10 protein-coding genes are annotated in these 12275 nt (G+C 73.1%); all 10 read right to left on the bottom strand.

The window, feature by feature from the left end; all coding sequences use genetic code 11:
* Positions 1-30: 30 nt before the first annotated feature.
* Positions 31-300 carry a DNA-directed RNA polymerase subunit omega gene (rpoZ, locus tag FGI33_RS04280; RefSeq protein ID WP_012038467.1) on the bottom strand — a complete coding sequence of 90 codons (270 nt, stop codon included), beginning with the start codon at positions 298-300 and terminating at the stop codon, positions 31-33.
* A 48-nt stretch (positions 301-348) separates the two neighbouring features.
* Positions 349-1257, bottom strand: coding sequence for a guanylate kinase (gene gmk, locus FGI33_RS04275; RefSeq protein ID WP_119435022.1), 909 nt, complete (start codon positions 1255-1257; stop codon positions 349-351).
* Complete coding sequence (gene pyrF, locus FGI33_RS04270; RefSeq protein ID WP_237582318.1) at positions 1254-2150, bottom strand: orotidine-5'-phosphate decarboxylase; 897 nt, start codon at positions 2148-2150, stop codon at positions 1254-1256. Before pyrF ends, gmk begins: the two co-directional genes overlap by 4 nt.
* Complete coding sequence (gene carB, locus FGI33_RS04265) at positions 2147-5437, bottom strand: carbamoyl-phosphate synthase large subunit (RefSeq protein WP_119434824.1); 3291 nt, start codon at positions 5435-5437, stop codon at positions 2147-2149. The genes pyrF and carB overlap by 4 nt, the downstream gene beginning before the upstream one ends.
* On the bottom strand, positions 5437-6606 hold the full coding sequence (carA, locus tag FGI33_RS04260; RefSeq protein ID WP_182623314.1) for a glutamine-hydrolyzing carbamoyl-phosphate synthase small subunit: 1170 nt from the start codon (positions 6604-6606) through the stop codon (positions 5437-5439). Before carA ends, carB begins: the two co-directional genes overlap by 1 nt.
* A 5-nt stretch (positions 6607-6611) precedes the next feature.
* Positions 6612-7139 carry a PH-like domain-containing protein gene (locus tag FGI33_RS04255; protein ID WP_237582317.1) on the bottom strand — a complete coding sequence of 176 codons (528 nt, stop codon included), beginning with the start codon at positions 7137-7139 and terminating at the stop codon, positions 6612-6614.
* Positions 7136-8560, bottom strand: a complete 1425-nt coding sequence (locus tag FGI33_RS04250) for a dihydroorotase (RefSeq protein WP_391510293.1) — start codon at positions 8558-8560, stop codon at positions 7136-7138. The genes FGI33_RS04255 and FGI33_RS04250 overlap by 4 nt, the downstream gene beginning before the upstream one ends.
* Complete coding sequence (locus FGI33_RS04245) at positions 8557-9513, bottom strand: aspartate carbamoyltransferase catalytic subunit (RefSeq protein WP_119402253.1); 957 nt, start codon at positions 9511-9513, stop codon at positions 8557-8559. Before FGI33_RS04245 ends, FGI33_RS04250 begins: the two co-directional genes overlap by 4 nt.
* Positions 9510-10109 carry a bifunctional pyr operon transcriptional regulator/uracil phosphoribosyltransferase PyrR gene (gene pyrR / locus FGI33_RS04240; RefSeq protein ID WP_237582316.1) on the bottom strand — a complete coding sequence of 200 codons (600 nt, stop codon included), beginning with the start codon at positions 10107-10109 and terminating at the stop codon, positions 9510-9512. The genes FGI33_RS04245 and pyrR overlap by 4 nt, the downstream gene beginning before the upstream one ends.
* Positions 10110-10222: 113 nt before the next feature.
* Positions 10223-12259 (bottom strand): acetate--CoA ligase, encoded by a 2037-nt coding sequence (gene acs, locus FGI33_RS04235; protein WP_237582315.1) that lies wholly within the window; start codon positions 12257-12259, stop codon positions 10223-10225.
* Between the last annotated feature and the right edge of the window lie 16 nt (positions 12260-12275).

Raw genomic sequence — 12275 nt, 5'->3', positions numbered from 1 at the left:
TCGGCGCGGGGCATCCGGGACGGCGGGCGGCTAGGAGGCCGCGGGCTCCACGATGGGCGTGGCGACGAGCTTGTCCTCGTTGATCTCGTGCATGGCGACCGAGAGGGGCTTGTCGTCGATGGTGGAGTCGACGAGCGGTCCGACGTTGTCGAACAGGCTGCCCTCGTGCAGGTCCGCGTAGTAGTCGTTGATCTGGCGGGCCCGCTTGGAGGCGAAGATCACGAGCGCGTACTTCGAGTCGACCTTCGAGAGGAGCTCGTCGATGGGCGGGTCGATGATGCCCTGGGTCTTGTCAACCATGGATGTGCCGCTTCCTCATTGCATGGAAGAAGGCCGTGCGGGTCCGCTTCATGGACTGACGGCCTTCCTGGATCTCATCAAGTCTACGACCTCGCGCGCGGCATCCGCGACATCGCGGTTGACGACGAGGTGGTCGAACTCGTCCTGGGCGGCCAGCTCGACCTTCGCGGTGTCCAGCCGGCGCTGCTGCTCCTCGGGCCCCTCGGTGCCGCGGCCGACCAGGCGGCGCACGAGCTCCTCCCAGGTGGGCGGCAGCAGGAACACGAGGCGGGCCTCGGGCATCGCGGCCTTCACCTGGCGCGCGCCCTGGATGTCGATCTCGAGCAGGACGCTGCGGCCCTCGGCCAGCGCGGCGTCGATGGGCGCGCGCGGCGTGCCGTAGCGGTGGGCGTTGTGCACCGTCGCCCACTCGAGGAGCTCCTGCTGCTCGACCATCCGGTCGAACTCGGCGTCGGAGACGAAGTAGTAGTTGACGCCCTCGACCTCGCCGGGACGCGGCGCGCGCGTCGTGGCGGAGACGGAGAGCAGCACGTCGGGCTCGTTCTCGCGGATGAAGGTGGAGACGGTGCCCTTGCCGACCGCGGTGGGACCCGCGAGGACGACGAGCCGGCTGGGCTCGACGATCTGCTTCGCCGCCTGCCACTCCTCGAGGAAGCGCGTGAGGCGCACGCGCTGGTGCACGCCGAGGCCTCCGAGGCGCTTGGCGGTGGAGATGCCGAGCTCGCCGAGGATCCGCTCGAGCTTGGTGGGGCCGATGTTCGGGATGCTCGTGAGGAACTCCGTGACGCGGAGCGTGGCCTCGGCGCGGCGGGCGGGATCCGCGGACGCGTCGAGCACGCCGAGCGGCGTCCGCTCCCCCGTGACGATGTCGTGCTTGACCTGCGCGCGGGCGCGGCGCGCGGCGACGGCGGCCTGGGATGCGGCGACCCGGTCGACCTCGGGTGGTTCGGGCCTCATGGCAGCACCTCTTCGAGTCGTCCGGCGTGGTCGGTGACGGCCTCCGCGACACGCCGTGGCCCTGCCGCGAGGATACTCCGGGACGCGGCCGCGATGACAACGCCGGCGGCCGGGCCGAACAGCTTCCGGACATCGCCGAGCAGCGCGCCCTGGTGGCCGAAGCCGGGGGCGAGGATCGGGGTGCGGACGAGCCGCGCCAGGTCGAGCCCGGCGTCGGCGGCGTCGACGGTCGCGCCGACGACGAGCCCGAACGCCCCGGGATCCGCGGACGGGTCGTCGAGCGGGCCGTTGGCGGCGACGGCGGCGTCCTGGATCCCGCGCGCCACCGTGCGGGCGGCGGGCCCGGCGGCGTCGCTCGGCAGCACGGCGCGCTGCAGGTCCCTGGCCTCGGGGTTCGAGGTCGCGGCGAGGACGAAGACGCCCGCGCCCCACGCGTCGGCCGCGGCGCGGACGCCGTCGAGGGATCCGACGCCCGTGTAGGCCGTCAGCGTCACGGCGTCGGCGCGCAGCGGGCTGTCGGGCGCGAGCCAGGCGGCGCCGTACGCGTCGACGGTGGACCCGATGTCGCCGCGCTTGGCGTCGGCGATCACGAGGAGGCCGGCGTCGCGCGCCGCGGCGAGCACGCGCTCGAGGGCGGCGTACCCGGCGGATCCGTGGCGCTCGAAGAACGCGACCTGCGGCTTGACGATGCCGGCCCGCCCCGCGGTCGCCTCGACCACGCGCAGGCCGAACTCCTCGAGGCCCCGCGCGTCGTCGGCGAGGCCCCACGCGTCGAGCAGCGACCGGTGCGGGTCGATGCCGACGCAGAGGTGCCCGCGCTCCCGGAAGGCGCGGGCGAGGCGCGCGCCGAACGGCGGGGCGGCCAGGGCCGCCCCGCCGTCCGCGCTCGTCACCTGCGGGCCTCGCGGGCGATCGCGTAGTCCTGCAGGCTCGTCACGTCGAAGCCCGCGCGGATGGCGTCGAAGGACGCGACCGCGGCCGTGAGCTGCGCGATGGTCGTGAACAGCGCCTTGTCGGCCGCCACGGCCGCCGCGCGGATCTCGTAGCCGTCCGCGCGCGCGGTGCGGCCCGACGGCGTGTTGATGACCACGTCCACCTCGTCGCGGTTGATGAGGTCGACGATCGACGGCGAGTCGCCCGCGGCGGGCTCCTCGCTGTACTTGCGGACGACGCGCGCCTGGATCCCGTTGCGGCTGAGGATCTCCGCCGTGCCCGCGGTCGCGAGCACCTCGAAGCCGAGCTGCTGGAGGCGGAGCACCGGCAGCACGATCGAGCGCTTGTCGCGGTCGGCGACCGAGACGAACACCGTGCCGGAGAGCGGGAGGCCGCCGAACGCCGCCTCCTGGCTCTTCGCGAACGCGCGCGGGAAGTCGCGGTCGATGCCCATGACCTCGCCGGTGGAGCGCATCTCCGGGCCGAGCACGGAGTCGACGATGAGGCCGTCCTTCGTGCGGAACCGCTTGAAGGGCAGCACGGCCTCCTTCACGGCGACGGGCGAGTCCATCGGCACGTCGGATCCGTCGCGCTCGGGCAGCAGCCCGGAGGCCTTGAGCTCCGCGATGGACGTGCCGACCATGACGAGCGACGCGGCCTTCGCGAGCGGGATGCCGAGCGCCTTCGAGACGAAGGGCACCGTGCGGCTCGCGCGCGGGTTCGCCTCGAGGACGTAGAGCACGCCCGCGCCGATCGCGAACTGGACGTTGAGGAGGCCGCGCACGCCCACGCCCTCGGCGATGGCGCGCGTGGCGTCGACGACCTGCTGGATCTGGCCGCGGCCGAGGGTCACGGGCGGGAGCGTGCAGCTCGAGTCGCCCGAGTGGATCCCGGCCTCCTCGATGTGCTCCATGACGCCGCCCACGTACAGCTCGGTGCCGTCGTAGATCGCGTCGATGTCGATCTCGATGGCGTCGTCGAGGAACCGGTCGATGAGGAGCGGCTTCCCCTCGCCGATGATGCCCTGGTCGGCCATGCGCAGGAAGTAGTCGTGGAGCGTGGCGGTGTCGAACACGATCTCCATGCCGCGGCCGCCGAGCACGTAGCTCGGGCGCACGAGGACCGGGTAGCCGATCCCCTCCGCGACGACCACGGCCTCGTCGATCGCGACGGCCGTGCCGTTGCGCGGCGCCACGAGGCCCGCGGCGTCGAGGATCCCGGAGAACAGGCCCCGCTCCTCCGCGAGGTCGATGGCCGACGGGCTCGTGCCGAGGATCGGGACGCCCGCGGCCTCGAGGCCCTTGGCGAGCCCGAGCGCGGTCTGGCCGCCGAGCTGCACGACGACGCCGACGAGCTCGCCCGCCTGCTGCTCCGCGTGCACGATCTCGAGCACGTCCTCGAGCGTGAGCGGCTCGAAGTAGAGCCGGTCGCTCGTGTCGTAGTCGGTCGAGACCGTCTCCGGGTTGCAGTTGATCATGATCGTCTCGTACCCGGCCTCGGCCAGCGCGAAGGACGCGTGGACGCACGAGTAGTCGAACTCGATGCCCTGGCCGATGCGGTTCGGGCCCGAGCCCAGGATGATCACCTTGCGGCGGTCGGACGGCACGATCTCCGTCTCGTAGTCGTAGCTGGAGTAGTGGTACGGCGTGAGCGCCGGGAACTCCCCCGCGCACGTGTCGACCGTCTTGTAGACGGGGCGGATGTCGGCCGCGTGGCGCGCGTCGCGCACCTCCTGCTCGGCGAGGCCGCGGATCTCCGCGATCTGCGCGTCCGAGAAGCCGTGGTCCTTCGCCTCGCGCAGCGTCCCCGCGTCGAGCTCGTCGGCGTCGCGCACGGCGTCGGCGACCTCGTTGATGAGCACGATCTGGTCGATGAACCAGGGGTCGATCTTGGTGGCGTCGAAGACCTGCTCCGCCGTGGCGCCGGCGCGGAGCGCCTGCTGCACCGTGACGATGCGGCCGTCGGTGGGCGTGCGGCTCACCTCGAGCAGCTCGTCGACCGAGCGGGTCTCCGCGCCCCAGTGGAAGGAGGATCCGCGCTTCTCGAGCGAGCGCAGCGCCTTCTGCAGCGCGGTGGAGTAGTTGCGGCCGATGGCCATGGCCTCGCCGACCGACTTCATGGTCGTGGTGAGCTCGGCGTCCGCGGCCGGGAACTTCTCGAACGCGAAGCGCGGCACCTTCACGACCACGTAGTCGAGCGTGGGCTCGAAGCTCGCGGGCGTGACCTTGGTGATGTCGTTCGGGATCTCGTCGAGGCGGTAGCCGATGGCGAGCTTCGCGGCGATCTTCGCGATCGGGAAGCCCGTGGCCTTCGACGCGAGCGCGCTCGAGCGGGAGACGCGCGGGTTCATCTCGATGACGATGAGGCGGCCGTCCGCGGGGTCCACCGCGAACTGGATGTTGCAGCCGCCCGTGTCGACGCCCACCCGGCGGATGATGTCGATGCCGATGTCGCGCATGTGCTGGTACTCGCGGTCGGTGAGCGTGAGCGCCGGCGCGACCGTGATCGAGTCGCCCGTGTGCACGCCGACCGGGTCGACGTTCTCGATGGAGCAGACGACGACCGTGTTGTCGGCCGTGTCGCGCATGAGCTCGAGCTCGTACTCCTTCCAGCCGAGGATCGACTCCTCGAGGAGCACCTCGGTGGTGGGGCTCGACTGCAGGCCGTCGGCGACCATGCGCTCGAGTTCCTGGCGCGTGTGCGCGAAGCCGGAGCCGAGGCCGCCCATGGTGAACGAGGGGCGGATCACGAGCGGGTAGCCGAGGTCCTCGGCGAACTCCACGGCCTGCTCGAGCGTCTTCGCGACGTGCGAGCGGGCGACGTCGGCGCCGGACTCGATGACGAGGTCCTTGAAGAGCTGACGGTCCTCGCCCTTCTGGATGGCCTCGACCTTCGCGCCGATGAGCTCGACGCCGTGCTTGGCGAGGATGCCGAGCTCGTCGAGGCGGATGGCCGCGTTGAGCGCCGTCTGGCCGCCGAGGGTCGGGAGCACCGCGTCGGGCTTCTCCTTGACGATGATCTTCTCGAGCACCTCGCTCGTGATCGGCTCGATGTACGTCGCGTCGGCGAAGCCCGGGTCGGTCATGATCGTGGCGGGGTTCGAGTTCACGAGGATGACGCGGACGCCCTCCTCGCGGAGCACGCGGCAGGCCTGCGTGCCGGAGTAGTCGAACTCGGCGGCCTGGCCGATGACGATCGGCCCGGAGCCGATGACGAGGACGCTGTTGATGTCGTCGCGCTTGGGCATTACACGGTCTCCTGGGGGGTCGCGGCGGCGGGGGCGGTGCCCGACGCGTCGTGGATCAGCTGGACGAACCGGTCGAAGAGGTACGACGAGTCGTGCGGGCCCGCGGCCGCCTCCGGGTGGTACTGGACGCTGAAGGCCGGGATGTCGAGGCAGTTCAGCCCCTCCACGACCTGGTCGTTGAGCGAGACGTGGCTGACCTCCGCGCGGCCGAAGCCGGCGGGGCTGTCCACGGGGCCGTCGAGCGGCGCGGAGACCGCGAAGCCGTGGTTCTGGCTCGTGATCTCGACGCGGCCGGTGCGCCGGTCGAGCACGGGCTGGTTGATCCCGCGGTGGCCGAACGGCAGCTTGTAGGTGTCGAACCCGAGGGCGCGGCCGAGCAGCTGGTTGCCGAAGCAGATCCCGAAGAACGGGATGCCCTTGCGGAGCACGTCCTGCAGGAGCTCCACGTGGTACTGCGAGGCCTCGGGGTCGCCGGGGCCGTTCGAGTAGAAGACCGCCGTCGGCGCGAGCTCGGCGAGCTCCTCCGTGGTGATCGACTGCGGCACCACGTGCACGTCGAGGCCGCGGGCCGCGAGGTGCTTCACCGTGGCGGTCTTGATGCCGAGGTCGAGGACCGCGACGGACCCGATGCGCTCGCCGACCGCCGGGATCGTGTACGTCTCCTGCGTGGAGACCTCGGCGGAGAGGTTGCGGCCCGCCATGTCGGGCGCCTGGCGCACCTGCGCGAGCTGCTCCTCGTCGCCGAGCGCGAAGGCGTCGCCGGAGAAGACGCCGGCGCGCATGGCGCCCTCGTCGCGGATCCGGCGCGTCACGGCGCGCGTGTCGATGCCGGAGATGCCGACCACGCCCTGGGCGACGAGGTCATCCTCGAGCGTGCGCTGCCCGCGGAAGTTGGAGACCACGCGCGAGGGGTCGCGGACGACGTAGCCGGCGACCCAGATGCGGCGGGACTCCATGTCGTCGTCGTTCATGCCGGTGTTGCCGATGTGCGGCGCCGTCTGGAGCACGATCTGCCCCGCGTAGGACGGGTCGGTGATCGTCTCCTGGTAGCCGGTCATGCCGGTCGCGAAGACGGCCTCGCCGAGGGTCACGCCGCGGGCGCCGTACGCGCGTCCGACGTACCTCCGTCCGTCCTCGAGCACCAGGACAGCTGGTTCGTGTCGGGCCATGTCGGTCACTTCCCTTCGTTGTCGTCGTCGTGCGCGATGCGCGGGATCCGCTGGAGGGCGTCGACGAGCGCGGTCTTCTCGCGCGGGTCGATCACCCGGAGGTACGTGTCCACCGGGATGCCGGCCGCCTCGTCGAGGATCCAGGTGACGGCCACGAGGCCGCCCTCCTCCACGACGCGGTCGATCGCGTAGGTCGCGAGGCCGGATCCCGTGATGCGGTCGGCGGGCACGAGCACCTCGCGCTCGCCGTCGATCGCGAGCACGAGGCCCGCGTCGTGCACCCGGGCCGCGGCGCGCCCGCGGAAGCCGAGGGGCGTCACGGTGAGCCGGTCGAGCGGTTGGCCGGCCGTGGTCGTGGCGACGTAGAGCACGTCGACCTCGAGCGCGGGCGCGCCGAGCCCGGCGGGCGGACGCGGCGGCTCGGGCAGCGCGCGCTGGCGTCGGCGGCGCGCGCGCCAGCCGAGCGCCATGAGCGCGAGGAGCAGGAGGAGGAACGCGATCACCGTGATCGCGGGTCCGACGCGGTCGCTCATGCGCGTCCCGCCCGGGCGTCGGAGGCGGCCTGGTCGCGCGCGTCAGCGTCCGCGCGGTCGCGGAGGACGGCGGCGCGGGCGACCGTCTCGCGGTCGACGAGCGCGCCGTCGAGCACGGTCGGGTATCCGCGGTGGAGGGTCGCGACGACGCGGCCGGGCAGCGTCATCTCCAGGTACGGCGAGTTCCCGCTGAGGCCGCCGAGGTCGTCGCGGCCGAAGACGCGCGAGGCCCGCGGGTCGTAGAGCGTGATGTCGGCCGGTGACCCGCCGGCCAGCGCGTGCCCGTGCTCGGCGAGCCGGCCGATGCGCGCGGGCGCGTGCGACATGACGCGGGCGACGCCCGCCCAGTCGAGCAGCCCGGTGTCGACCATGGCGAGCTGCACCACGGAGAGCGCCGACTCGAGGCCGACCATGCCGAACGCGGCCGCGTCCCACTCGCAGTCCTTGGCCTCGATGGGGTGCGGCGCGTGGTCGGTCGCGACCACGTCGATCGTGCCGTCGGCGAGCGCGGCGCGCAGGGCCTCGACGTCCTCGCGGCGGCGGAGCGGCGGGTTCACCTTGTAGCGCGCGTCGTAGCCGGCGACCAGGTCCTCGGTGAGGAGCAGGTGGTGCGGCGTGACCTCCGCCGTGACGTCGACGCCGCGGGCCTTGGCCCAGCGGATCACGTCGACCGAGCCGGCGGTGGAGACGTGGCAGACGTGGAGGCGGGATCCGACGTGCTCGGCGAGCAGCACGTCGCGCGCGATGATCGACTCCTCGGCGACAGCGGGCCAGCCCGTGATGCCGAGCTCGCCGGACAGCGCGCCCTCGTTCATGGTGGCGCCCTCGGTGAGGCGCGGGTCCTGCGCGTGCTGCGCGATGACGCCGTCGAAGGCCTTCACGTACTCGAGCGCGCGGCGCATGAGCAGCGGGTCCGAGACGCACTTGCCGTCGTCGGAGAACACGCGGACGGCGGCGCGGCTGGAGGCCATCGCGCCGATCTCCGCCATCGACTCCCCCTGGAGCCCGACCGAGACCGCGCCGATGGGGCGCACGGTGGCGTACCCGGCCGCGTCGCCGAGGGCCTTGACCTGCTCGACCACCCCCGCCGTGTCCTGCACGGGCATGGTGTTGGCCATCGCGAAGACCGCCGTGAAGCCGCCGAGGGCCGCGGCGCGGGATCCCGTGAGCACGGTCTCGCTCTGCTCGTAGCCGGGCTCGCGGAGGTGCACGTGCAGGTCGACGAGGCCGGGCAGCGCGACGAGGCCGTCGGCCTCGATGACGTGCGCCCCGTCGGGCGCCTCGAGGTCGGGGCCGATCTCCCGGATCAGACCGTCGGCGACGAGGATGTCGGCGCGCTCGCCCGAGGGCAGGGTCGCGCCGCGGATCAGGTGGGTGTCGTCCAGGGTCATCGTGTCCTGGGTCATCTCGTTCTGGGTCATCGGTCGGCCTTCCCGTCGCCGGACAGCAGGAGGTAGAGGACGGCCATGCGCACCGAGACGCCGTTGGCGACCTGCTCGCGCACCGTGGACCTCTCCGAGTCGGCGGCGGCGGCGGATATCTCGAGCCCGCGGTTCATGGGCCCCGGGTGCATGACGATCGTATCGGGCCCGAGGAGCGCGAGGCGCGCGTCGTCCAGCCCCCAGATGCGCGCGTACTCGCGCGGGTTCGGGAAGAAGGCGGCGCGCATGCGCTCGGCCTGGATCCGGAGCATCATCACGGCGTCGGGCTTCCCCTCGGCGAGCGCCGCGTCGAGGTCGTAGCGGACGGTGACGGGCCAGGATCCGACGCCCACCGGCACGAGCGTGGGCGGCGCGACGAGCGTGACCTCGGCGCCGAGCGTCGTGAGCAGCCACGCGTTCGAGCGGGCGACGCGCGAGTGCAGGACGTCGCCGACGATGACGACGCGCGTGCCGTCGAGGCCCTTGCCGCGCGCGGCGGACCCGTGCAGCCGGCGGCGTATGGTGAAGGCGTCGAGCAGCGCCTGCGTGGGGTGCTCGTGCGTGCCGTCCCCAGCGTTGACGATGCCGGCGTCGATCCAGCCGCTGCCGGCGAGCGTGTGCGGCGCGCCCGAGGACGGGTGGCGGACGACCACGCCGTCGGCGCCCATGGCCTGCAGCGTCTGCGCGGTGTCCTTGAGGCTCTCGCCCTTGGAGACGCTCGACCCCTTCGCGCTGAAGTTGATGACGTCGGCCGACAGGCGCTTGGCGGCGGCCTCGAAGGAGATGCGGGTGCGGGTGGAGTCCTCGAAGAAGAGGTTGACGACCGTGCGGCCGCGGAGCGCGGGGGTCTTCTTGATCTCGCGCGTGCCGACGTCGGCCATGTCCTCGGCGACGTCGAGGATGTGGACCGCCTCGTCCCGGGACAGGTCGCGGGTGGAGAGCAGGTGCCTCATCGCGTCGTCCCCTCGCCGGTGCCGGTGCCGGCGGCGGCTCCGGTCGCCGGCTCGTCGTCCGGGCCGGCGATGCTCACCGAGTCCTCGCCGTCGGTCTCCTCGAGCCGGACGAAGATCCGCTCGGCGAGGCTGGACGGCAGGTTCTTGCCCACGAAGTCGGCGCGGATGGGGAGCTCGCGGTGGCCGCGGTCGACCAGCGCGGCGAGCCGCACGGCCGTGGGGCGGCCGAGGTCGCCGATCGCGTCGAGGGCCGCGCGCACGGTGCGGCCGGAGAAGAGCACGTCGTCGACGAGCACGACGGTGCGGCCGTCGACGCCGCCGGCGGGCAGCCGGGTGGGCGCGGGCGCGCGCGTGGGGTTCCGCTGCAGGTCGTCGCGGTACATCGTGACGTCGAGCGAGCCCACCAGGTCGGCGGGGGCCTCGGGCTCGAGGCGGGCGATGATCCGGCCGATGCGCTCGGCGAGGACGGTGCCGCGGGTGGGGATCCCGAGGAGCAGCAGGTCGTGCGGACCGCGGTTCGACTCGAGGATCTCGTGGGCGATGCGCGTGAGCGCACGGGTGATGTCAGAGGGCTGCAGCACGATGCGCTGAGGCAATCCGACCTCCTTCCCCGCCTCTCGGGACGGATGTTAAAGGTGGTCTGTTCCGCCGGTCACTCTAGCGGGTGTCCCCCCGGACGCGGGGCGCGCCGCGCAGCCCGCGCGTGTCCTCAGCGCGGGGAGGCGTCGAGGACCGCGCGGATCCGGCCGAGCACGGCGGCGTCCTGCAGGCTCGTGGCGTCGCCGAGGGTCCGGCCCTCCACGAGGTCGGCGAGGAGGCGGCGCATGATCTTGCCCGACCGCGTCTTCGGCACGTCCGGCACCGCGACGATCCGGCGGGGCTTGGCGACCGGCCCGATGGCGCGCGCCACGTGCGCCGTGAGCACGGGCCCCAGCTCCGCGGCGAGCGCCGCCCAGCCGTCGGCGTCGTCGTCAGCGGGGCGGTCGTCGCCGCGCGGGACGACGAACGCGACCACGCGCTGGCCGGTGAGGTCGTCCGCGACCCCCGTGACGCCCGCCTCCCCCACGCGCGGGTGCGCGACGAGCGCCGACTCGATCTCGATGGTGGACAGGCGGTGCCCGGAGACGTTGACGACCTCGTCGATCCGGCCCTGCAGCGCGATGTCGCCGTCGGCGTCGCGCCGGGCGCCGTCGCCCGCGAGGAACCAGCCGCGGTCGGCGAAGCGCTCCCAGTACGCGCTGCGGTAGCGGGCGGGGTCGCCCCATACGGTGCGCGCCATCCCGGGCCAGGGGCGCTGGATGACGAGGAGGCCCGCCTCCCCCTGCACCGTGGGCTCGCCGTCGTCGTCGACCACGTCCACCCGGAAGCCGGGCAGCGCGCGGCCGGCGGCGCCGGGCTTCAGCGTGGAGACGCCCGGCAGCGGCGCGATGACGGCGGCCCCCGTCTCGGACTGCCACCAGGTGTCGACGACGGGCGCGGATCCCCCGCCGATCTCCCGGTGGAACCAGCGCCAGGCCGCGGGGTTGATGGCCTCCCCCACCGACCCCAGCAGCCGGATGCTCGAGAGGTCGTGCCCGGCGACGCCGTCGGGGTACCAGCCCATGAGCGAGCGGATCAGCGTGGGCGCCGTGTAGTACGTCGTGACCCCGTACCGCTCGATGATCTCCAGGTGCCGCCCGCGGTGGGGCGTGTCGGGAGTGCCCTCGTAGATCACCTGCGTGAGGCCGTTGGAGAGCGGGCCGTAGATCTCGTAGGTGTGCGCGGTGACCCACGCGAGGTCGGCCGTGCACCAGTGCACGTCGTCGGGCTTCGCGTCGAAGTGGGCCCAGTGCGCCCACGACGCGTGGGCGAGGTAGCCGCCGGAGGTGTGCACGAGGCCCTTGGGGCGGCCGGTCGTGCCGGACGTGTAGATGATGAAGAGCGGGTGCTCGGCGTCAAAGGCCAGGGGCGCGTGCACGGGCGACGCGGATCCCACGGCGTCGTGCCACCACACGTCGCGTCCCGGGGTCCACGGCACGTCCTGGCCGGTGCGGCGGACGACGAGCACGTGCTCGATCGAGGCGACGCCCGCGACGGCCTCGTCGGCCTGCGGCTTGGTGGCGACGGCCGTGCCGCGGCGGTTCTGGCCGTCGCTCGTGATGAGGAGCTTCGCGCCCGTGTCCTCGACGCGGAAGCGCAGGGCCTCCGCGGAGAAGCCGCCGAAGACGAGCGAGTGCACGGCGCCGATGCGGGCGACCGCGAGCGTGGCGACGATCGTCTCGACGAGCACGGGCAGGTAGATCACGACGCGGTCGCCGGGCCCGACGCCGAGGGCCGTGAGGGCGTTGGCGGCGCGGGACACCTCCTCCTGGAGGTCGCGGTAGGTGACCGTGCGGCGGTCACCCGGCTCGCCCTCGAAGTGCAGCGCCACCTTGTCCCCGCGGCCGGCGGCGACGTGGCGGTCGACGCAGTTGGCGGCGACGTTGAGGCGGCCGCCCGCGAACCAGGTGGCGGCGGGCACCTGCGGCGTGCCGTCGGCGGCGACCGGCGGGATCCATGTGTGCGCGGTCTCCCACGGCGTCTCCCAGTCGAGGCGGCGGGCGGCCTCCTCCCAGAAGGCGATCGGATCCGCCTCGGCGCGCGCGAAGGCCTCCGCCGTGACGTTCGCGGCGGCGGCGAGCGCGGCGGGCGGCGGGAAGAGCGCCCGCTCGGCGTCGGTGATGTGGTCAGACGCGGTCTCGGCCTGCTCGGTGCGCGGGGAGGTCATGCGCCGACGCTACGTG

Origin of the sequence: Clavibacter phaseoli (genome assembly GCF_021922925.1) — a bacterium.
Classification (GTDB): Bacteria; Actinomycetota; Actinomycetes; order Actinomycetales; family Microbacteriaceae; genus Clavibacter; species Clavibacter phaseoli.
The sequence above is the reverse complement of the archived record's forward strand: the minus strand, read 5'-3'. Positions and strand labels throughout refer to the sequence as shown.

Coding starts and splice junctions, on each gene's coding strand:
- rpoZ (WP_012038467.1), bottom strand. CDS start 300: ATGGTTGACAAGACCCAGGGCATCATCGACCCGCCCATCGACGAGCTC.
- gmk (WP_119435022.1), bottom strand. CDS start 1,257: ATGAGGCCCGAACCACCCGAGGTCGACCGGGTCGCCGCATCCCAGGCC.
- carB (WP_119434824.1), bottom strand. CDS start 5,437: ATGCCCAAGCGCGACGACATCAACAGCGTCCTCGTCATCGGCTCCGGG.
- carA (WP_182623314.1), bottom strand. CDS start 6,606: ATGGCCCGACACGAACCAGCTGTCCTGGTGCTCGAGGACGGACGGAGG.
- FGI33_RS04255 (WP_237582317.1), bottom strand. CDS start 7,139: ATGAGCGACCGCGTCGGACCCGCGATCACGGTGATCGCGTTCCTCCTC.
- FGI33_RS04250 (WP_391510293.1), bottom strand. CDS start 8,560: ATGACCCAGAACGAGATGACCCAGGACACGATGACCCTGGACGACACC.
- FGI33_RS04245 (WP_119402253.1), bottom strand. CDS start 9,513: ATGAGGCACCTGCTCTCCACCCGCGACCTGTCCCGGGACGAGGCGGTC.
- acs (WP_237582315.1), bottom strand. CDS start 12,259: ATGACCTCCCCGCGCACCGAGCAGGCCGAGACCGCGTCTGACCACATC.